Origin of the sequence: Pseudomonas sp. NFX183 (assembly GCF_047943075.1) — a bacterium.
In the GTDB taxonomy this organism is placed as follows: domain Bacteria; phylum Pseudomonadota; class Gammaproteobacteria; order Pseudomonadales; family Pseudomonadaceae; genus Aquipseudomonas.
The window spans coordinates 5,468,748-5,488,612 of sequence record NZ_CP181333.1 but is presented as its reverse complement, the minus strand read 5'-3'; the positions used below and the strand labels follow the sequence as shown (position 1 = coordinate 5,488,612).

Annotated in this window: 18 protein-coding genes; 10 read left to right on the top strand and 8 right to left on the bottom strand. The window is 61.1% G+C overall.

Translation table 11 applies throughout. The features are described from left to right. Positions 1 to 9: 9 nt before the first annotated feature. A complete protein-coding gene (locus ACM530_RS25750) occupies positions 10 to 693 on the bottom strand; it encodes a GntR family transcriptional regulator (protein ID WP_416363492.1) in 684 nt (227 codons plus the stop codon). Positions 694 to 1,085: 392 nt separating this feature from the next. Here ACM530_RS25750 and ACM530_RS25745 point away from each other — a divergent pair, with 392 nt between their 5' ends. From ACM530_RS25745 to ACM530_RS25730, 4 genes are all read left to right on the top strand, one after another. Beyond that, positions 1,086 to 2,066, top strand: coding sequence for a phosphotransferase (locus ACM530_RS25745; RefSeq protein WP_256676421.1), 981 nt, complete (start codon positions 1,086 to 1,088; stop codon positions 2,064 to 2,066). Between the two features lie 27 nt (positions 2,067 to 2,093). After that, on the top strand, positions 2,094 to 3,449 hold the full coding sequence (locus tag ACM530_RS25740) for an aspartate aminotransferase family protein (RefSeq protein WP_416363491.1): 1,356 nt from the start codon (positions 2,094 to 2,096) through the stop codon (positions 3,447 to 3,449). Positions 3,450 to 3,639: 190 nt separating this feature from the next. Continuing rightward, positions 3,640 to 4,308: a haloacid dehalogenase type II gene (locus tag ACM530_RS25735; RefSeq protein WP_145160721.1), complete on the top strand. Its 669-nt coding sequence runs from the start codon at positions 3,640 to 3,642 to the stop codon at positions 4,306 to 4,308. Between the two features lie 40 nt (positions 4,309 to 4,348). Further along, positions 4,349 to 5,674 carry an NAD(P)/FAD-dependent oxidoreductase gene (locus ACM530_RS25730; RefSeq protein WP_145160723.1) on the top strand — a complete coding sequence of 442 codons (1,326 nt, stop codon included), beginning with the start codon at positions 4,349 to 4,351 and terminating at the stop codon, positions 5,672 to 5,674. 167 nt (positions 5,675 to 5,841) lie between these two features. On the opposite strand, the gene ACM530_RS25725 is transcribed toward ACM530_RS25730, so the two are convergent. The 5 genes from ACM530_RS25725 to ACM530_RS25705 form a co-directional block, all read right to left on the bottom strand. After that, the gene (locus ACM530_RS25725; protein WP_416363490.1) at positions 5,842 to 6,408 is read right to left on the bottom strand and encodes a helix-turn-helix domain-containing protein; all 567 of its coding nucleotides are present in this window, start codon (positions 6,406 to 6,408) and stop codon (positions 5,842 to 5,844) included. 96 nt (positions 6,409 to 6,504) lie between these two features. Continuing rightward, positions 6,505 to 7,950 carry an aldehyde dehydrogenase family protein gene (locus ACM530_RS25720; protein ID WP_262209540.1) on the bottom strand — a complete coding sequence of 482 codons (1,446 nt, stop codon included), beginning with the start codon at positions 7,948 to 7,950 and terminating at the stop codon, positions 6,505 to 6,507. Positions 7,951 to 8,096: 146 nt separating this feature from the next. Continuing rightward, positions 8,097 to 8,942, bottom strand: a complete 846-nt coding sequence (locus ACM530_RS25715) for a GNAT family N-acetyltransferase (RefSeq protein WP_416363489.1) — start codon at positions 8,940 to 8,942, stop codon at positions 8,097 to 8,099. Continuing rightward, entirely contained in the window at positions 8,939 to 10,123 is a 1,185-nt protein-coding gene (locus ACM530_RS25710; RefSeq protein WP_145160729.1) for an NAD(P)/FAD-dependent oxidoreductase, read from the bottom strand. The genes ACM530_RS25715 and ACM530_RS25710 overlap by 4 nt, the downstream gene beginning before the upstream one ends. Continuing rightward, entirely contained in the window at positions 10,113 to 11,249 is a 1,137-nt protein-coding gene (locus ACM530_RS25705; protein ID WP_416363488.1) for a DSD1 family PLP-dependent enzyme, read from the bottom strand. The genes ACM530_RS25710 and ACM530_RS25705 overlap by 11 nt, the downstream gene beginning before the upstream one ends. A 95-nt stretch (positions 11,250 to 11,344) precedes the next feature. On the opposite strand from ACM530_RS25705, the gene ACM530_RS25700 reads away from it, so the two are divergent. Beyond that, positions 11,345 to 12,229 (top strand): LysR family transcriptional regulator, encoded by an 885-nt coding sequence (locus tag ACM530_RS25700; RefSeq protein WP_416363487.1) that lies wholly within the window; start codon positions 11,345 to 11,347, stop codon positions 12,227 to 12,229. A gap of 8 nt (positions 12,230 to 12,237) precedes the next feature. On the opposite strand, the gene ACM530_RS25695 is transcribed toward ACM530_RS25700, so the two are convergent. Both ACM530_RS25695 and ACM530_RS25690 read right to left on the bottom strand, forming a co-directional pair. Beyond that, entirely contained in the window at positions 12,238 to 12,951 is a 714-nt protein-coding gene (locus tag ACM530_RS25695) for a cupin domain-containing protein (protein ID WP_242196673.1), read from the bottom strand. Positions 12,952 to 12,973: 22 nt separating this feature from the next. Further along, positions 12,974 to 13,825 (bottom strand): GNAT family N-acetyltransferase, encoded by an 852-nt coding sequence (locus tag ACM530_RS25690; RefSeq protein ID WP_416363486.1) that lies wholly within the window; start codon positions 13,823 to 13,825, stop codon positions 12,974 to 12,976. 500 nt (positions 13,826 to 14,325) lie between these two features. Between ACM530_RS25690 and ACM530_RS25685 the strand changes: the two genes are divergently transcribed. The 5 genes from ACM530_RS25685 (at position 14,326) to ACM530_RS25665 (ending at position 19,865) form a co-directional block, all read left to right on the top strand. Next, on the top strand, positions 14,326 to 14,994 hold the full coding sequence (locus ACM530_RS25685) for a haloacid dehalogenase type II (protein ID WP_416363485.1): 669 nt from the start codon (positions 14,326 to 14,328) through the stop codon (positions 14,992 to 14,994). A 21-nt stretch (positions 14,995 to 15,015) separates the two neighbouring features. Continuing rightward, positions 15,016 to 16,290 (top strand): NAD(P)/FAD-dependent oxidoreductase, encoded by a 1,275-nt coding sequence (locus ACM530_RS25680; protein WP_416363484.1) that lies wholly within the window; start codon positions 15,016 to 15,018, stop codon positions 16,288 to 16,290. 95 nt (positions 16,291 to 16,385) lie between these two features. Further along, a complete protein-coding gene (locus tag ACM530_RS25675; protein WP_145160741.1) occupies positions 16,386 to 18,023 on the top strand; it encodes an ABC transporter substrate-binding protein in 1,638 nt (545 codons plus the stop codon). A 13-nt stretch (positions 18,024 to 18,036) separates the two neighbouring features. Continuing rightward, positions 18,037 to 18,993 (top strand): ABC transporter permease, encoded by a 957-nt coding sequence (locus ACM530_RS25670; protein WP_242196658.1) that lies wholly within the window; start codon positions 18,037 to 18,039, stop codon positions 18,991 to 18,993. Then, a complete protein-coding gene (locus ACM530_RS25665) occupies positions 18,990 to 19,865 on the top strand; it encodes an ABC transporter permease (RefSeq protein WP_145160744.1) in 876 nt (291 codons plus the stop codon). The genes ACM530_RS25670 and ACM530_RS25665 overlap by 4 nt, the downstream gene beginning before the upstream one ends.

Genomic DNA, 19,865 nt, shown 5'->3' with positions numbered 1-19,865 from the left:
TATTGTTGTTCAAAGCGATTGTCGTCGCTCGAACTGTGCGCGTAATAGCTTTGCGCTCAAATCCTCCCAATGCTCGACAAACGCTGTACGGGCTGTTTCGAAGTCGCGACTGCGAAGGCAGGCTATCAAGTGCTCATGGTCCTCGACGATTTGCTTGGGGTCCTCATAACAGGGCTGTTGCAGTACTAGCAGCAGCTCAATCTCGCTCTCCAGCATGGCATAGCTGCGCTGCAGGCGTGCGCTGCCACTGGCGCGGATGATGGCTCGGTGGAAGTCACCATCGGCGGTGACAATGTCTGAGCGTGGAGTGTCGGGTGCGGCATTGCGCAATCTTTCAACGGCGTCCAGCGCGTCAGCTGGAACCGTGCCATTGAGGATAATCATGCGCACCGCTTCAGTTTCCAGTACCCCGCGCAGCCGAGCAATATCGACGATGTCATCCGGGCCGAACTCGGGTATGCAGAACCCGCGATGAGGTACTTTCAGCAACAAGCCGCATGACACCAGCAGCTGTGCTGCGCTGCGAAACGTGTTGCGCGCCACTTCGTACTCATCCGCCATCTTGACGTCTCGCAGGAATTCGCCTGGCTCGAAGTCACCGTTCAGGATCCTGGCCTTGAGCTTTGCAGCCAGTGCTTCGACCGCTGAGAGCTTGACTGGGGATGTTTCAATGTTCGTGCTGGAAAAAATCATGTTAACCACGACGAGGGCTGGGGCTCGGTAGAGCGAGCGATTCTAATACGCCCGCGGTGACGCTCACCAGCGAGGTCGCGAGCCTTCTTATAAATTGTGCAACAACTATATTTTTTTTGAGCTTTTAAATCAATTATAACCTATTGATTATTATTGATTTTTTAAGTTTCTTATCTGAAAGCCAGTTAGAAGCTCGAAATATTTCCTTCCAATTAAAATTATTGTAGCACAATATATTTGCATCGGTGTCGTGCCATGCATGGCTTTCCACGCCCAGGAGTCCGGCAATGCAAGTAATTGGGAAAGATGAGTCCAGCGAAAGCCTTGTCGCCTTACAGGGAGATTTGGCGGCGCCTTTCACGCCAGTGTCGCTTGAGGAAGGCCGGCGTATTGTGCTGGAGCAGTTTGGTATCAGCGCGCAGTTGACGCGATTTGCCACGGAAAAAGACGATACGTTTCGCTGCGATTGTTCAAGCGGCCAATCCTACGTGCTCAAGATCGCCAACCCGCAGGAAGCGCCCGTTGAGCTCTCGCTGCAAATCGAAGTGATGCAGCATATTGGGCGCAGGGCGCCTCAGTTACCGATCCCCAGGGTTTACCCCGCACTGGACGACAGGTACCTGACCACCGTAGTAACTGAAAGTGGTGAGTCAAGGCAGGTGAGGCTTCTGAGCTTTATGCCAGGCACACCATTGGATAAAACCACCCTCAACTCCCTGGGGCGCGAGCAGATCGGCCAATTGCTTGCGCACCTGAGGCTGGCCACTGCCGACTTTACCCACCCGGCAGAATCGCGCAAGGTCTGCTGGGATGTGCAGCACCTGCGGATGCTTGAGCCAATGCTCAACGGTGTCGTCGAGCCCGCGCGCCGGCACTCGCTGGAGCGGGCACTCGAACGCTTTGGCGAGGTGGAGGGCTTGATCGCTGGGTGCCGACAACAAGTGCTGCATAACGACTTCAATACCTCGAACATCGTCATCGATGCGCATCGCCCGCAATGTGTCGGAGCGATCATCGATTTCGGCGACACGGTCAAGACCGCTATTGCCATCGATGTGTCTACAGCCATGATGAACCAGTTGCTCGCGGTGCAACCCGGCCAGGACCTCGATATTTTTGCCCCCGCCAAGGATCTGCTCAGAGGTTACCTGCGGGTCGCCGACCTGACGCCAGAGGAGCTGGCCCTTATCCCGCACCTGGCCATGGCACGCCTGGTTGCCAGAGCGTTGATTACCACCTGGCGCTCGCAGCTTTTCCCGCAGAACAGCGCCTACATCTTAAGGAATGCCGCGCCGGGATGGGGCCAGTTGGATTGGATGCTTAACCGGTCACCGTCACAGATGTCAGCGCTTTTGATGCACTTCGCCGACTGATTCATCCATTGCTTAGGGGGGTTTTAAATGAGCAACTCAAATATCCGGGCTGTCCGTGGTGACATGCCTAACGGCTTCAACCCTGCCAACGCCGATCGCCTGGACCCTGCTGCACGTGAACATATTCAGCGTCGGATCGATTTGCTGGGGCCCGCCTATCGGTTGTTCTACAACGAGCCGGTGGGGGTTGTGCGTGGCGAAGGGGCTTACCTGTACGATAAGGACGGCAACGAGTACCTGGACGCCTACAACAACGTGGTGTCGTTGGGGCATTGCCATCCGCGCGTTATCGCTGCGGTCACTGAACAGATGAAAAAGCTGTGCAGCCACACTCGGTACATGCAGGACGGCATTCTTGACTACGCCGAACAGCTGCGCGCCACGGCGGACGGAGAGATGGCCGCCGAAGGGCACTTGATGTTCACCTGCAGTGGTTCGGAAGCCAACGATCTTGCCATCCGCATTGCACGGCATCACACCGGCAATACGGGCGTCATCGTCACCGCCGAGGCCTACCACGGCAACTCGGCGACCGTGGCAGCCTTTTCGCCGTCGCTGGGTATTAATGCCAAGCTCGACCCGTTCGTGCGCCGGGTGCCTGCTCCGGACTCCTATCGCATCCCACGTGAAGCACTGGGCCGCTATATGGCCGACCAAGTGGCGGCGCAGATCCGCGATATCCAACGCCATGGGGGGGGAGTCGCGGCGTTCATTGCCGACTGCCTGTTTTCGTCCGATGGCCTGTTCTGTGATCCGGTCGATGTATTCGGGCCGATCGCCGAGGTGGTGCGCAAGGCGGGAGGCCTGTTCATCGCCGATGAGGTCCAGTCGGGGTTTGGTCGCAGCGGCACGCATTTCTGGGGGCATCAACGCCACGCGGTGGTGCCGGACATCATCACCATGGGCAAACCCATGGGCAACGGCTACCCAGTGGCGGGATTGATGGTGCGCCCGGAAGTGGTCGCGAGCTTCGGTCGCGACATGCGCTATTTCAATACGTTTGGCGGCAACAGCGTCGCGATTGCGGCCGCTCAGGCGACGCTGGATGTCATTACCGAAGAGCAGTTGATGGCCAACGCCATCCGTGTGGGCAGCCTGATCATGGCGGGTCTCAACGACCTGGCTGCCCGGTACGAGCAGATTGGCGACGTGCGAGGCACCGGCATGTACTTCGCGGTCGAGCTGGTAAAGGACCGGGCCAGCAAAACGCCGGACATGCAGATCGCTTTGCGCCTGGTCAACCATCTGCGGGAAAAGCGCGTGCTCATTTCTGCGACCGGACCCGATGCGAGCATTCTGAAAATTCGCCCGCCCTTGATCTGGACAGCAAGGGAGGCGGGTCGGCTGCTGGACGCCTTGGAAAGCGCTTTTGCCGAGTTGTAAAGCCCACCCAGGCGCCTCGATAAAGCTGCTGGGGCGTGCCTTTAAAACGGTAGTTTGTACCAAGTAACCCAGCGTTTAAGCGCTTATGCACGGCCTCATGGTGATGTAATAAATTCATGAGGGCCGGATGCTCGGCACCCCACAGCGGCTTGCGCCGTAATGACCTCAGCACTGATTAAGGACCGCATTCATGAGCGTTCTTCGCCCCAAGTACATTACCTTCGACTGCTACGGCACATTGACCAACTTCAAAACCGCAGCCCTGACGCGCGATCTGTTTGCCGATCGCATCCCGGCTGAGCGAATGGACCAGTTCATCAAGGACTACGCGGCCTATCGCTTGGACCAGGTCATGGGTGACTGGCTGCCTTATGACCAGATTCTCAAGATAGCCTTGGCGCGCACGTGCAAGCGTTGGGGCATCGAATACCGCGACGAAGGCCAGGTGTACTACGACGCCGTGCCGACCTGGGGACCGCATCCCGACGTGCCGGCGGGTCTGGCGAAAATCGCCGGCAAGATTCCCCTGGTGATTTTTTCCAACGCCATGGACGAACAAATCATGTCCAACGTCGACAAGCTCGGCGCACCGTTTCACAAGGTCTTCACCGCCCAGCAGGCCCAGGCCTACAAACCACGTCTGGCGGCTTTCGAGTTCATGCTCGATAACCTGGGCTGCAGGCCGGAGGATGTGCTGCATGTTTCATCGAGCTTTCGCTATGACCTGATGTCGGCCCACGACATGAAGATCAAGCACAAAGCCTTCGTGGCCCGGGGGCATGAACAGCCGGCCAATGCTGCCTTCGGCTACCACCAGATCCCGGATATCGGCGGGCTGGCCGGACTGGTCGGGCTTTAGCAACAGGTCACTCTTCTGACCCCATTTGGATAACTAGAACATGCCAGCACCCTTGATTCCCGTGCATACCTCTGCCGATCTGCCGGCAGAGGCCGATGTGGTCGTGATCGGCGGCGGTATCATCGGCGCCTTTACCGCCTATTATCTTGCCAGACGCGGCATGAAGGTCGCGCTGGTCGAAAAGGGCCGCATAGGCGCCGAGCAATCAAGCCGTAACTGGGGCTGGTGCCGTCAGCAGAATCGCGATGCGCGTGAGTTGCCGATGGCCACCAAAAGCCTTGAACTGTGGGAGCAATTCGCCGCACAAACCGGTGAGCAGACCGGTTTTACGCGGTGCGGCTTACTTTACCTAAGCAACAACGACGAGGAGCTGGAAGGGTGGGCGCGCTGGGGCGAGTTTGCGCGTACGGTCAACGTGCAAACCCAGATGCTCACCGCCGAGCAGGCCGCAGAGCGTGGCAGGGCGACTGGCACGTCTTGGAGGGGTGGGGTATTTGCGCCCACCGATGGCATAGCCGACCCTTCCCGCGCAGCCCCCGCGGTCGCATGCGCGATCATGGCACTGGGCAGTAGCGTGCACCAGGATTGCGCCGTGCGGGGCGTCGAGACCGAAGGCGGTCGATTGTCGGCGGTGATCACCGAAAAAGGCACCATACGCACCCGGCTCGCGGTGCTTGCCGCCGGCGCCTGGGCTTCGTCGTTCTGCCGCCAATACGGTATTCGGTTCCCGCAAGCGACGATTCGTCAGACCGTTCTTTCGGTCACCGCTCCGAGCCAGGAAATTCCCAGTGCGCTGCATACCGCTGGCGCGTCCATGACCCGCCGCTTCGATGGCGGTTACACGCTGGCGATCAGCGGACGAGGTCGAGTCGACATCACTCCGCAGTTGCTGGGGTTCTCTACGCAATTCTTGCCGATGTTTCAGCGCCGCTGGCGCAACCTTGCGCTTGGGGGGCTGGAAGGCTGGCACGCAGGCCACGAAAGCTTGAAGCGCTGGCGCCTGGACCAGCCCACGCCGATGGAGAGAATGCGAATTCTCGATCCAAGCGCTGATGCCTCGACAGTTGCGTTGACTTACAAGCGCGCGGTGCAATTGGTGCCGGCTTTGCAAGGAACGTCGATCAAGGCGTCCTGGGCCGGCTATGTGGACAGTACGCCGGACGGTGTTCCCGGTATCGGCGAAATGGCCAGCCTGCCAGGGTTGGTGATCGCGGCAGGGTTCAGCGGGCATGGTTTTGGTATTGGTCCGGGCGCGGGTCATCTGATTGCCGATATCGTCAGCGGTATGACCCCCATTGTTGATCCGCGTCCTTATCACCCAGACCGTTTTCAGACGTCCGCCTGGGGTAAGGTGGCGGACTTCTGAGTTGAAGCCGTTTTGTTGAAAAGTATTGAGAACGCGCCTTCGCGTTTCAAGTATCCGCTGGAACCGTTTCTTGTGCGAAATGAACACCACCCGTCGACCGCCATTGACCGCGTTCTTTTTTATTGCAGGCTGAATTCGGCTTGTTGGCCAGGCTGTTCAGCCCGTGATTAGCGTCCGTCGCTATCGAAGAAACTGGCTCGAATTTTGTCAGCCAGCGCCATCAATGGTTTGGCATATTGAGCGATCACTGCTTCAATCGACTTAGGGGTCGATACGCTGATATTCAATATGTGGTCCTGATAATTACGTATGCCAAGTGGCGTGGAAATGGTCACAACTTCGGCCTGCCAGGAAGCAGCGCAATACCCTCGAAGTCGCACGCTTTCGCAGGCGTCAGCAATCTCCGTTTCCTCGTACACGAGCATGCCGCTGCGGATAAGCGTCTGGGTCAGGCGACTGGTCGTGGACTTGGACAAACCTGTACGTTCGCTAATGTCGCCATTCCCCAAGTACTCCGGGCTTTCAACAATGACGCCGGCATGAGCGGCGAGGTGCAACAAGCCTAATCGGAGTTGGTCGGTTTCGGCCCCTATGCGATCACTGCGTGCGAAGCACAGGAATTTGGCAACCTGGGCCGCGCCAAGGATCTCAACTCTTAGAGTATCGCCGCCTTGGCCAGGTGCATATCTGCCTACGCCATGTATGGGGTGCCAGGGGTCGAGTGTTCGAATCACTCCGTCCCAACCATATAGCTCAATGACTTAGCCCAAACGGTAACGCTTGGGCTTTTCCATGCCTGCAAAATTAAGCCCTCGCCACAGGCCCATGACTCATTCACCAAATCCAATAATAGCCTTGGTTTCCAAATACTCCTCAAACCCCTGCACGCCATACTCCCGACCATTCCCTGAGCGCTTGTAGCCACCAAACGGCGCCATCGGATTCCACGCGGGGTAGTTCAGGTGCACTTGGCCCGCACGAATACGCGACGCCACGGCACGTGCCTGCGTCAAGTCGTGGCCCTGAACGTGGGCGCCCAAACCGTATACCGTGTCGTTGGCGATGGCGACGGCTTCATCCACCGTCTCATACGCAATGATGCACAGCACCGGGCCGAAGATTTCTTCCTGGGCAATGCGCATGGCGCTGTTCACGTCGGAGAAAACCGTGGGGCGGGTATAAAAACCCTTGTCAAAACCCAGCACACGCCCAGGCCCACCGCACACCAGTTTCGCACCCTCGTCGAGGCCTGCCTGGATCATCGCCTGGACGCGATTGAACTGGGCTTCGTTGGCGATGGGCCCCAATTGCGTGTCTTCCGATTGCGGGTCGCCAACGATGAGCGCATTTGCAGTCGCCGCCGCCAGGGCTTCGACCTCGGCCAAACGGTTTTTTGGCACGATCATGCGGGTCGGAGCGCTGCACGATTGCCCGACGTTGCGAAACGCGGACATCACCCCCAGCGGTACGGCCTTGGCGAAGTCGGCGTCGGGCAGCAACACATTCGGCGACTTGCCCCCCAGTTCCTGGGTGACGCGTTTCACCGTAGGGGCTGCCGCTTGGGCAACCAGCGCGCCTGCGCGGTTGGAGCCGGTGATTGAGATCATATCGATATCCGGATGTGCCGCCATGGCTGCGCCAACCTGGGCACCGCTTCCATTGACGAGGTTGAACACCCCGGGCGGCAGGCCTGCGTCATGCACCAGTTGTGCAAACAGCAGGGCACTCAGCGGCGACAGTTCGCTGGGTTTCAAGACCACGGTGCAGCCTGCGGCGATGGCCGGGGCGACTTTGGCGGTGATCTGATACAACGGCCAGTTCCACGGCGTGATAAGACCGCAGACGCCTATGGGCTCGCGCTGGATGGCGGTACCGCCTTCCACCGTCTGGAAGCGATAGCTGGACAGCAAATCACGAGCGACCCGAACGTGTTCGGCCGCCAACGGCACTTGCATTGCCCGAGCGAAGCCGATGGCGGCGCCCATTTCCAAGGAGAGCGCCTGTGCAAGCTGCTCTTTGCGCTCAAGGATAAGCTCGTGGATTTTCCCAAGCACCAACGCCCTAGATGCCGCGGGCGTTGCAGACCAACCGGCGAACGCCGCACGTGCTGCCGCAACGGCACGATCCACATCCTCGGCAGACCCGCTTGCGACCTGTGCAACCACCTCCTCATTGGCCGGGTTGACCACCGGCAAACTGGCGGCAATGGTCGGGGAAACCCAGCAGCCGTCGATATAAAGCTGCTGAGACGTTTTGTTCGACGCGTGTATGGTCATCCAACTGGCTCCCTGGAGCGGCAATAGGCCCTGCGAACAGCAAGGCCCGGTGTCTCGCTAAGCTAGCAAAAGGTTTCAGCCCGAAGATGCCGTTATTCAACGCTGCAAGGGATAATCTGCTGAATCTGGCAGGCTGGCTTTGCGACCTAGCCGATTGCTTGCGTCACCAGCGCAAACTGGTTGATGCCGCCGCTTGATTGCGGGGGCACACCCCGTACCATTCGCGGCGCTTTGTCGACGCATGGCAGCCCCAGGCTCTCCAGCCAGTCGGCCAACCCGCAGGCGGTGGGAATGTCGAAGCGCACGAACTGACCCGGGATCAACCGCAGCAGGTGAGTGATCAACTGTTGGGCCTGTTCCTGATTGTGTGCAACGACAGGACCCACGATATGGCCCCGACCAAATCGGCGGAGCAGGGCGCAACCATTGAGTTGCCCTTCGACCTCAATGCCGACCACGTGCTCGGCCGTAGACAGCAGGTCGTTGAGTACCTGGTTGCGGTCCAGGCCGCTGCCGGCATTGGCCAGTTCGATCACCGTGGGGTAATCAGCCAGGCTCAATCCGCGACAGTGCGCATGCCGGGTCAACGGCATTGGTGCCGGAGCGTGCGGTACGCCCTGATGTTGCTGAATGTGCGCAAAGTCGACGAAGCCCAGGCTGGTGTACAGCGGCGCCCCTGATTCGGTTGCGTTGAGGATCGGCGTACGCGGGCCCGTAGCGTCCAGGCACAGGTTCATCAGCTGGCGCCCGATGCCTTTGCCTTGGTGTTGTTCACTCACAATCACCAGACCGATGGAGGAATAAGCCCCCTGATGGCAGGCGAACGCCACGCCCACCAGCTTACCCTCATGTTCGGCGACAAAGCCTTCGGACGTGCGCTGCACCATCGCCCAGTCTTCCTCGCGGTGAGGCCATTTCAGGTGCACGGACAGTGCGTGGGCGGCGGGCATGTCGGCGGCGGTGACTGTGCGATAAACGTAGGAGTGGCTCATATCAGTTTTCCTGTAGTGGGGGCGTTTGCAGGCACCGTAGAAGGTTGGGTAAACCGCCGGATATCGAAGGGGCTGATCAAGGTGCTGGTGCTGCCGGTGCTGATCAGCTCGGCCATTACATCCCCCACGCCCGGGCCGAGCTGGAAGCCGTGCCCACAGAAGCCGAAGGCATAAAACAACCCGTCCACGCTGCCGCTCGGGCCCATCACCGGTAGGGAGTCCGGGGTGTAGCTCTCGATACCGCTCCACACACGAATGATGTTCAGCTTCTCGGCCCCCGGTAACAGTCGCCGCATTTGGCGCATCTGGTTGAGCAGGCTTTCGGGTTTGAAAAACGCCCGTCGGTTGATCATGTCCGGCGTACAGCGGTTGCCGCCGCCGATGATGATGTTGCCGCGCGGGATCTGGCGGAAGTAGATCACCTCTTCCTTGATTTTGGTGAACACACCGATCACGGTCGGCAAGGCGTAGGGCACCGGTTCCGTGACCGACATCTGCGGGCCGTTGGGCTCCAGCGGTACCGGCTCACCAAAGCGCTCGGACAAGCGGGCAGCCCAGGCACCGGCTGTAATCAACAGCTGCTCGGCGACGAACAACTGCCCGTCGGTGGTGGTGACCTGGAATAAACCATTGACCTTTTCCACGTCGGCGACTTCGGTCTTTTCCTCGATTCGTGCCCCGAGACGCCGGGCTGCACGGGCAAACGCCGGCGCTGCGAGGCGCGGGTTGGCGTGACCATCGTGAGGCGCATAGGAGCCGCCTTTCACCTCCGGGCCGAGGAAACCAAAGCGCCGGTGCAGCTCGGCGCCACGATAGATTTTCAAGTCCAGTTGCGCGGCTTCCGGCGCGGCGGCGTAGGCCTCAAGTTCAGCGATTTCATCTTCGCGATAGCACACGCGCATGTGGCCACTGGGGATGAACTCCAGGTCGTCATCGATCAGCTCGGGCAGGCGTTTCCACAGCGCCCAAGAACGATTGGCCAGCTCCAGTTGCCCCAGGTAGCGGCCCTGGCGGCGCACGTTGCCGAAGTTCACACCGCTGGCGTACTGACCGATCTGGTCGCGTTCCAGCAGCGTGACCGAGCAGCCGCGCCGCCGCAGGAAAAACGCCGACGAGGCGCCCATGATGCCGCCACCGATAATCAGCACCTGGCTTTTCGAACCTGATTGATTACCAGCCATGGAGGCGGCTCCAGATGTGTACGCCGCCTTTGGCGTCCACGGCGTGATAGTCCGGGAACTGCGCGCCGGTGGCGCAGGCATGGTTGGGGAGGATGCGCAGCCGGCTGCCGATGGGGAAGCGCGTAACAAGGTCGTCAATGGCGGCGGTGCCCAGGGTGACGATGCCATGTTCCTGGTTGGCGCCCGTGACCAGCGCACCGTCGATCCAGTCGCCGGCTTCGGTACACACTTGGCCATAACCGAAGTCCTGGCGCTGGCGCTGTGTGCCACGGTCACGGCTCATGGCCATCCAGCCGGCGTCAGTAATGATCCAGCCTTTGTCCGGCTGATGGCCGATCACCGTGGTCAGTACGCTGAGTGCCAACTCGTCGGCCTGACACACGCCAATGTTACGCATCACCAGGTCAAAGAACACATACACGCCCGCCCTCACTTCGGTGACACCGTCCAGGTTCAGGGCCGAGAGGGCCGTGGGGGTTGAGCCGATACTGACCTCGGCGCACGCCAGCCCGGCTTCGCGGATGGTGCGGGCGGCGCTGACGCAGAGGGCACGTTCCTGTTCGGCCAGCGCCTGCAGGGCTTCGAGGGTGTCCAGCTCGTAACTGGAGCCCGCGTGGGTCATCACCCCCCGCAGGTGCATACCGCCGTCGTTGAGGAGGTACGCCACCTCAATCAGCACAGGGTCTTGCGCGGCCAGGCCTGAGCGATGGCCGTCGCAATCGATCTCGATCCATACGTCGAAGCGTTCGTCATGTTGCTGTGCGAACGCGACGATGGCGCGAGCGCCTGAGACGCTGTCGGTGAGCAGACTCAAGTTGCAGCCTCTGCGCCGCAGGGCCAGGGCCTGAGGCAGTTTGCCCGGCGCTATGGCAACGGCGTAGAACACATCGCTGATGCCTGCGGCGAAACAACGCTCGGCCTCTTTGAGGGTGGAAACCGTGACGCCGCTGGCGCCTGCGTCAATCTGTGCCTGGATCACCGGCAAGCACTTGCTGGTTTTGATGTGCGGGCGCAAACGTACGCCAAGGGTGCCCATGCGCTCTTGCATACGCTGGATGTTGTGCTGCATTCGCGTAAGGTCGATGAGTGCGACAGGTGTGTCTAGGGAGGCAATCTGCATGGACATGGCGGAACTCGAGTGACTGGGTACAGGCGGCACTCTACTCAGCTGTCCTTAAGTTGTGGTTCAATCATGACTAATCAATCATTAAGTAAAATTGAATGATTTCTATCGAAGACCTGCGTCTGGCCGTCACCCTTGCGCGCTCTGAATCACTGAGCGCTGCGGCCCGAGCCCTGAACGTCACTCCGCCGGCGCTCTCCATGCGCCTGCGTAAACTGGAGACCTTGCTGGGGCTGACCCTGGCCAATCGCGACGCCCGACGCCTCAGCCTTACGGCAGATGGCGAGCGGTTCTCGCGAGAAAGTGCGCTGCTGCTGGAGCAGCTCGAAGCGCTGCCGGAGTCCTTCAGGCAAAAGGACGAAACGCTGGTGGGCACCTTGAGGTTGGCGGCGCCATTTGGCTATGGTCGGCAGCGAATCGCACCGCTGTTGGCGCGTTTTGCCAGGATGCACCCCCAGCTGTGCCTGCACCTGGATCTGCGCGAGACCCCCTGGCCTGATCGTCATGACAGCGATGCGGTGATTCACATCGGCCATCTCAACGACAGCCTGTGGACGGCGCGGTCGCTCACGCCAAACGAACGTTGGCTATGCGCGAGCCCAGCCTACCTGCAAGCCCACGGTGTACCGTCATCACCGGACGAACTGGCGTCCCATCGCTGCATTTGCATTCGTGAAAATGATGAGGACGTTACGCTCTGGCACCTGCGCAAGGGGCAGGGCCGCAAGACGCTGCGCGTGGAGCCGGCGTTGCTGAGCAATGATGGAAGCGTTGCCCGGCGATGGGCCGAGCAAGGCTTGGGGTTGGTGTTGCGTTCGCAGTGGGATGTCAGCGACGCCGTTGCCAGCGGCAGCCTGGTGCGCGTGTTGGCAGACTGGAGTTTTGACAGTGCGCCGATCATCCTCCTGGTGCCGTCGCGAAAGCTTCGCAGCCCGCGCGTCCAGGCATTGGTGGCGTTTATGGAGGAGGCGCTGAAAGCCTGATTTGCGCCTTATTTCACGGCGTAGACCTTGCGTACATACACCGTGCTGTTCCAGGCACACGGCGCACCTTTGGCCACGAATACCGTGTCGCCACGGTTGACCGTCACCGCAACTCCCTCGTCGTCTTGCAGCGTGACGCTGCCTTCGAGCAGGTGCATCAATTCATGCAGTTTGTGCGGGCGGCCGTGGCGGGCGTAGGGCGTCGAATCCCAGATGCCGATGCGCAGCTCAGTAACCTCATCATCGAACAGGTTGAACGCGCGGCACTGCGGGGTAGGGCCGATCAGGATCTGTGGTTCGGGCGCGGCGGAGGGATTGAGCAGGGTATGCGGGGCAAGCAAGGTCAGGCCCGGGCGCGCCGGAGCATCGGCTTGGTCGACGGCGCAGAACGCCCATTGGCTGCCTGCGCTCGCCTGCACTGTAAGGCGTGTGCCACGACCGATCACGGCGCTGCTGCCGACCCCCAGCTCCAGTGTCTGGTCTGCGCTGCCGAGCAGCACATGGCCTGCGTGTACCACCAGTGTTTCGCTGTGGGGGAAGCCTTCGATCACGGCTTCGCCGCTGAATGTCACCAGCCCTGCGGACACGCCATCATCGCCCAGCCAGGCGAGTTGGCGGGTGTCGCCGAAGGGGTCCAGCGCGCTCAAGGCGCCGGTATTGAAAGACGTGGCAACGCGGCTGCCGTCGGCGCGAGCCAACAGCAGGATACGGGGAGATGACATGGGGAATGCTCCGGGAGGAAAGTCAGCCGATCGCCTGAGTGATCAGGGCAAAGGGGTGTACGCCGTGGCTGGCCCGGGGCGGCGTGCCCAGAGCCATCTGCGCGACGGTGTCGATGTTCTTCAGCCCGGCGTATTCGAGCCAGTCGCTGAGGCCGCAGGCGACGGGAATGTCGATGCGGACAAAGGCATCCGGCACCTGGGCCAGCAGTACCGCGATCAAGTGCTTGGCCTGATCGATGTTTTCGGCAACCACCGGGCCGATGCAGCGCCCACGACCAAACGGCCGCAGCAGGGCGAAGCCGCGTAGCTGGCCATCGCGCTCGATGCCCACCGCGTGCTCCACCTGCAGGTCGCGCAGTACTTCGCGGCGGTCCAGGCCACTGGCGGCTTTGGCCAGCGCGAGCAGGCCGGGGTGGTCGTCGGCGTGCAGGGCGCGGCAGGTTTCGCCATCGGCCAGTCCCGGCAGGGCGGGCACCAACGCCTGGCCCTGATGCTGTTGCACTCGCCCAAATTCGACGAACCCCTGGCTGGTATACAGCGGGGCGCCGGCGAGGGTGGCGTTGAGGACCGGCGTGCGCGCATCGCAGGCGGCGAGGGCTTTTTCCATCAAACGACGGCCGATGCCCTGGCCCTGGTAGTCATTGCTCACGATCACCAAACCGATGGTGGCGTAGTCGCCCTGGGGGCAGGCGAAGGCGCTGCCGATCAGGCGCTCGCCATCCATCACCACGAAACCGTCGCTGACACGTTGCAACATGGCCCAGTCTTCCAGGCGGTGCGGCCATTTGAGTTGCACCGACAAGGTATGGGCGGCCGGCAGGTCGGCCGCGGTCATGGGGCGGTATACATAAGCAGGGTGTGGCAGGGCGGACATGGCGAGCCTCCATTAGAGCGTATTGTTCAGCACGAGGATGCTTGTATCCCACCTGTTTTAGAGGCTGGCAAGTGGGTCGGGAATATTCGGCAGATTCCTTGGGCTGTGTGTTGCGCGGCCACAGTTACTACTTAATTGGGGTAGGGGGGCAGCAGCAAATGCCAAGGGTGTTTTCCGGGTACATCTCCATAGCGCGGTCACGGCCACGCAAGCAATCCCGGCCAGCCACACTTTCTGCCGCCCCCACCCCCGTCCTTAAGCCTTTCTGCCCCTCAAAGCCCCCAAAAAGCGCACAAACACAGGCCCTGCCCAAGCCTGGCGCGCACCGCAAAGTCTGCTGAGCCCAGCCACCAAAACGGTGGTTTGTATTGAGCGAAGGTCTTTTTAGACGGCATATGCTGATTTCACAGTGGTGTAATGAACCTGTGCTGCAACGAGGCGGAGCCGCCGCCAGGGCAGTGAACGCTTGTCACACTCAACGAACTTCAGGACCGCACTCCATGAGCTTTCTTCGTCCCAAATTCATTACGTTCGACTGCTACGGTACGCTGACCAACTTTCATATGGGCACCATGACCCGCGAGCTCTTCGCTGATCGTGTCACCCCTCAGCAGATGGACCAATTCGTCAAGGACTTCTCGGCCTACCGCCTCGACCAGGTCATGGGCGACTGGCGCCCCTACGACGAAATTCTCAAGACCGCCCTGGCCCGTACCTGCAAGCGCTGGGGTATCGAGTATCGCGAGGAAGGCCAGCTGTATTACGACGCCGTGCCGACCTGGGGCCCCCACGCGGACGTGCCGGCCGGCCTGTCGAAGATTGCCGACAAGATTCCCCTGGTTATCTTCTCCAATGCCAGCGACAGCCAGATCATGTCCAACGTCGACAAGCTCGGCGCGCCATTCCACAAAGTATTCACTGCCGAACAGGCCCAGGCCTACAAGCCGCGCCTGGCCGCCTTCGAATTCATGCTCGATAACCTGGGTTGCGGCCCGGACGACATCTTGCATGTGTCTTCCAGCTTCCGTTATGACCTGATGCCGGCCCATGACATGAAAATCAAAAACAAAGCGTTCGTTGCCCGTGGCCACGAAGTGCCAGGCAATGCGTTTTACGGTTACCAGCAGATCACCGATATCGGTGGGCTGCCAGCGTTGGTCGGTCTGTAACAGCACACCAAGGGGTAAAGCATGGGCAGTGAATCCTATTGGCTCGACACCGCACCGGCGTTCACCGGTGCCCAACTGGGCAGCTTGCCCGGGCAGGTCGATGTGGCTGTGGTAGGTGGTGGCTTCACTGGCCTGGCGGCGGCGCGTGCGTTGGCGAGCAAAGGGGCGAGTGTGGTGGTGCTCGACGCCGGCCGTGTGATCGGCGAGGCCTCTGGGCGCAACGGTGGCCAATGCAACACCGGCGTGGCCCAGGATTATGCCGGGCTGCACGCCAGCCTCGGTGCCGCCAAGGCGCGCGCCTATTACCAGGCCTATGAAAGCGCGGTGCAGACCGTCGTTTCGTTGGTCGAGCAGGAAGGGATTGCCTGCGACCTGGTGCGCAACGGCAAGCTCAAGCTGGCGGCCAAGCCCCTGCATTACGAAGGCCTGGCCCGCACCTGTGAGCTGATCCGCCAGGAGGTGGATGCCGATGTCGCGTTGCTCAGCGCCGAACAGACCCGTGCAGAAGTCAACTCGACCCAGTTCCACGGCGGCTTGCTGCAGCGCAACGGCGTGCAGATGCATGTCGGTCGCTTCGGGGTTGGCCTGGCCGAGGCGGCCGCGCGGCGCGGCGCGATGATCTACGAGCACACTTCCGTCAAGGATTGGAAGGCCCAGGCCGGTGGCTATCAGGTCAACACCGCCAAAGGCTCGCTGCACGCCGGGCAAGTGCTGCTGGCCACCGGCGCCTGCCAGCATGGCGACCTCGGTTGGTACCGTCGGCGCATTGTGCCGGTGGGCAGTTTTGTCATCGTCACCGAAGTCTTGCCCCAAGCGTTGATCGATCAGTTGCTGCCGCTGCGCCGCGCCTACGTGACCAGCCGCATGATCGGCAACTATTTTCGCCTGACCCCGGACAACCGCCTGCTGTTTGGCGGGCGTGCCCGGTTTGCCATGTCTGACAGCGTCTCCGACGCCAAGAGCGGCAAGGTGCTGCAGGCGGCGATGCTGAACATGTTCCCGCAGTTGGCGCACGTGAAGATCGACTACTGCTGGGGCGGCCTGGTGGACATGACGTCCGACCGCCTGCCCCGCGCCGGCCAGCACGGCGGCGTGTTCCATTCCATGGGCTATAGCGGCCATGGCGTGCAGATGTCCGCGCACATGGGCCAGGTCATGGCTGACGTCATGGCGGGCAACGCGGCGGCCAACCCGTGGGGTGAACTGGAATGGCCGGCGATTCCCGGGCATTTCGGCAAACCCTGGTTCCTGCCGTTCGTGGGCGCCTATTACCGTTTCCAGGACTATTTGCACTGAGTTGCCGTTGTTGCGTGACCGTCGTTTGCGTTTCCAGGACGCTCCGGACATCCGTGAGCACTCGATTCTTCCGATTATCGACAGGTAGCCTTGCTATGACTGACAACAAAAACACACCCGAGCTCATCTCCGGCCAGGAAAGCCTGCGGGTGTTCGAAAGTCTCAACCGTGGCATGTCGCGCCGCAATGCCCTGCAAATGCTCGGCGTTGCGGGCGTCGCCGCCGCTGGTGCGGGCAGCCTGTTCGGCGCCGCCGGCAAATTGTTCGCCGATGAAGCGGCCACTGAGGGCAAAGGCAAGCCGGGCGGCAAGATCCGCGTGGCCGGCATGTCCAGCTCCACCGCCGACACCCTCGACCCGGCCAAGGGCGCGCTGTCCACCGACTATGCACGCCACTACATGTTCTACAACGGCCTGACCCGTTTCGATAAGCACCTGGTGCCGCAACTGGAACTGGCTGAGCGCATCGACAATACCGACGCCACGGTGTGGACCATCACCCTGCGCAAAGACGTGACCTTTCACAATGGCAAGGCCCTGACCGCCGCCGACGTGGTGTTCTCCCTGAACCGCCACAAAGACCCGCTTACCGGCTCCAAAGTCATGCCGCTGATGGAGCAGTTCGCCGAGATCAAGGCCAGCGGGCCGAACGAGGTGCAAATTCGCCTTAGCGCGCCCAACGCCGAGTTGCCTTCGATCCTCGCCGTGTCGCACTTGTTGATCGTTCCCGAGGGCACCACCGACTTCAACAAAGGCATCGGCACCGGCCCGTTCACTGTCGGTGAGTTCAAGCCGGGTGTGCGCTCGATTGCCGTGCGCAACAAGAACTACTGGAAACCGGGCTTGCCGTACCTCGACGAGATCGAGTTCATTGCCATCGCCGACGAGCCATCGCGGGTCAACGCGTTGCTGTCGGGCGACGTGCACATGATCAACGAGGTCAACCCGCGTTCCACCACGCGCATCGCCGCGAGTACCAAGCACCGAGTCGTGGATGCGCCGTCGGGCAACTACACTGACTTGATCATTCGCCAGGACCAGTTACCCGGCAAAAGCCCGGAATTCACCCAGGCCATGAAGCTGCTGCTCGACCGTGAGCAGGTCAAGTCTGCGGTGTTCCGTGGGTTTGCCGTGGTGGGCAACGACCACCCGATCGCACCGGGTTCGCGTTACTTCAACGCCGATCTGCCGCAGACGGTCTACGACCCGGAAAAAGCCAGGTTCCTGCTGAAGAAAGCCGGCATGGAAAGCATCACCATGCCGGTCATGGCATCGCCTGCCGCCACCGGTTCGGTGGACATCGCCGTGCTGTTGCAGCAGTCGGCGAAACAGGCCGGGCTCAAGCTGGACGTGAACCGCCTGCCGAGCGACGGCTACTGGTCCAACCACTGGATGAAGCACCCGTTGAGCTTCGGCAATATCAACCCTCGGCCGAATGCCGACGTGATGTTCTCGCAGTTCTTCCAGTCCAAGGCGCCGTGGAACGAATCCGGCTGGCAGAACGATCAGTTCGACCAGCTGTTGATGCTGGCCCGTGGCGAAAACGATGACGCCAAGCGCGCCAAAATGTATGGCGACATGCAGACCCTGGTGCACGACCACTGCGGTATCGGCGTGCCGGTGTTCATCAGCAACATTGACGGCGTGGACCAGCGCGTCAAGGGATACGGCACCAACCCGCTGGGCGGTTTCATGGGCTACATGTTTGCCGAGCAGGTGTGGCTGGACGCGTGAGGAGGGCAGTGCGATGAATGGCAATACACTGTGGTTGATCGCCCGGCGTTTCGGCGCCGGGGCCGTGACCTTGTTGATCGTGTCCATGGTCGTGTTTGCGATCACGGCGGTGCTGCCAGGGGACGCGGCGCAGCAATCCCTCGGCCAGTTCGCGACCCCTGAGCAGGTGGCGGCACTGCGCCTGAAGCTGGGGCTGGACCAGCCCGGTGTATTGCGTTATTTGCACTGGTTGATGAGCCTGCTCACCGGCGACCTGGGCGTGTCAGTGTCCAACGCCATGCCGGTGGGTGAACTGATGGCGGGCCGGGTGCCCAACACCCTGATGCTGGCGGGCGCCACGGCGCTGGTCTCGGTGCCGGTGGCACTGGTACTGGGTATCGGCTCGGCGATGGGCCGTGGCGGGCGCATCGACAGCTGCCTGAGCTTTATTACCCTGGCGATGGTCGCGGTGCCGGAGTTTCTGGTGGCAACCCTGGCGGTGCTGATTTTCGCGGTCAACCTCGGCTGGTTGTCGGCACTGTCTTACGCCAGCGACATCACCTCACCGCTGCAATTCATGCGTACCTATGCCTTGCCGGTGATGACGCTGTGCTGCGTGATCGTCGCGCAAATGGCCCGCATGACCCGCGCCGCGGTGATTGACCAGCTCGACAGCGCCTACGTGGAAATGGCCCGACTCAAAGGCGTCAGCCCTATTCGCATTGTGCTGCGCCATGCCCTGCCCAATGCGATCGGGCCGATCGCAAATGCCATCGCCCTCAGCCTGTCGTACCTGCTGGGCGGGGTGGTGATCGTCGAAACCATCTTCAATTATCCCGGCATTGCCAGCTTGATGGTCGATGCCGTGACCAACCGTGACATGGCGCTGGTACAAGCGTGCACCATGTTGTTCTGCGCGGCCTACCTGGGGTTGGTGCTGATCGCCGACCTGTGCGCAATCCTGTCCAATCCGAGGCTGAGAAACCAATGAACCCGGTCATTGCGAAATCCAAGCCTGTGTCTTCCGCGCTGGCCCTTGCCAAGGTTTCCAGCGGCCCGTCCTGGTTGGGGCTGGTGGGCGCCGTTGTGTGCGTCGTCTGGTTGCTGGTGGCGCTGTTCGGCCCCTGGCTGGCACCCCACCCGGTGGGTGAAGTGGTGTCCGATAACATCTTCGAAGGCTTCAGCCTCACTCATCCGTTCGGCACCGACTACCTGGGGCGTGACATGCTCAGCCGGGTATTGGTAGGCGCGCGATTCACCGTCGGGCTGGCGCTGGTGGCGGCGCTGTTGGCCAGCACCTTCGGCACCGGGTGTGCGCTGCTGTCAGTGGTCTCGCCCAAGTGGCTGGACGAGATCATCAGCCGCATCATGGATGCCTTTATCTCGATCCCAAGCAAAATGCTTGCGCTGATCATGGTCTCGGCGTTTGGCTCGTCAGTGACGCTGCTGATCTGCACGGCGGTTATCAGTTATATCCCAGGCTCGTTCCGCGTCGCCCGCAGCATGGCGGTCAATATCGAGGCCCTGGAGTACGTGCAGGTTGCGCGCACTCGCGGCGAAGGCCGTTTGTACGTGGCGTGCATGGAGATCCTGCCGAATATACTCAACCCGGTATTGACCGACCTGGGCCTGCGGTTCGGCTACATCGTGCTGTTGCTCAGCGGCATGAGTTTTCTCGGCCTCGGCGTACAACCGCCAGACGCCGACCTCGGCTCGCTGGTGCGCGAAAACATCGGCGGCCTCAATCAGGGTGCGCTGGCCATCATCATTCCGGCGTTGGCCATTGGCACGCTGACCATCGGTGTGAATCTGCTGATTGATTACTTGTCATCACGACGCAGTCGACGCACGGGAGGCCATTGA

Excerpts from the sequence above, each read along its gene's own strand:
- ACM530_RS25750 (WP_416363492.1), bottom strand. The coding sequence starts at position 693 with ATGATTTTTTCCAGCACGAACATTGAAACATCCCCAGTCAAGCTCTCA.
- ACM530_RS25740 (WP_416363491.1), top strand. The coding sequence starts at position 2,094 with ATGAGCAACTCAAATATCCGGGCTGTCCGTGGTGACATGCCTAACGGC.
- ACM530_RS25735 (WP_145160721.1), top strand. The coding sequence starts at position 3,640 with ATGAGCGTTCTTCGCCCCAAGTACATTACCTTCGACTGCTACGGCACA.
- ACM530_RS25730 (WP_145160723.1), top strand. The coding sequence starts at position 4,349 with ATGCCAGCACCCTTGATTCCCGTGCATACCTCTGCCGATCTGCCGGCA.
- ACM530_RS25720 (WP_262209540.1), bottom strand. The coding sequence starts at position 7,950 with ATGACCATACACGCGTCGAACAAAACGTCTCAGCAGCTTTATATCGAC.
- ACM530_RS25715 (WP_416363489.1), bottom strand. The coding sequence starts at position 8,942 with ATGAGCCACTCCTACGTTTATCGCACAGTCACCGCCGCCGACATGCCC.
- ACM530_RS25710 (WP_145160729.1), bottom strand. The coding sequence starts at position 10,123 with ATGGCTGGTAATCAATCAGGTTCGAAAAGCCAGGTGCTGATTATCGGT.
- ACM530_RS25705 (WP_416363488.1), bottom strand. The coding sequence starts at position 11,249 with ATGTCCATGCAGATTGCCTCCCTAGACACACCTGTCGCACTCATCGAC.
- ACM530_RS25700 (WP_416363487.1), top strand. The coding sequence starts at position 11,345 with ATGATTTCTATCGAAGACCTGCGTCTGGCCGTCACCCTTGCGCGCTCT.
- ACM530_RS25695 (WP_242196673.1), bottom strand. The coding sequence starts at position 12,951 with ATGTCATCTCCCCGTATCCTGCTGTTGGCTCGCGCCGACGGCAGCCGC.
- ACM530_RS25690 (WP_416363486.1), bottom strand. The coding sequence starts at position 13,825 with ATGTCCGCCCTGCCACACCCTGCTTATGTATACCGCCCCATGACCGCG.
- ACM530_RS25685 (WP_416363485.1), top strand. The coding sequence starts at position 14,326 with ATGAGCTTTCTTCGTCCCAAATTCATTACGTTCGACTGCTACGGTACG.
- ACM530_RS25680 (WP_416363484.1), top strand. The coding sequence starts at position 15,016 with ATGGGCAGTGAATCCTATTGGCTCGACACCGCACCGGCGTTCACCGGT.
- ACM530_RS25675 (WP_145160741.1), top strand. The coding sequence starts at position 16,386 with ATGACTGACAACAAAAACACACCCGAGCTCATCTCCGGCCAGGAAAGC.
- ACM530_RS25670 (WP_242196658.1), top strand. The coding sequence starts at position 18,037 with ATGAATGGCAATACACTGTGGTTGATCGCCCGGCGTTTCGGCGCCGGG.
- ACM530_RS25665 (WP_145160744.1), top strand. The coding sequence starts at position 18,990 with ATGAACCCGGTCATTGCGAAATCCAAGCCTGTGTCTTCCGCGCTGGCC.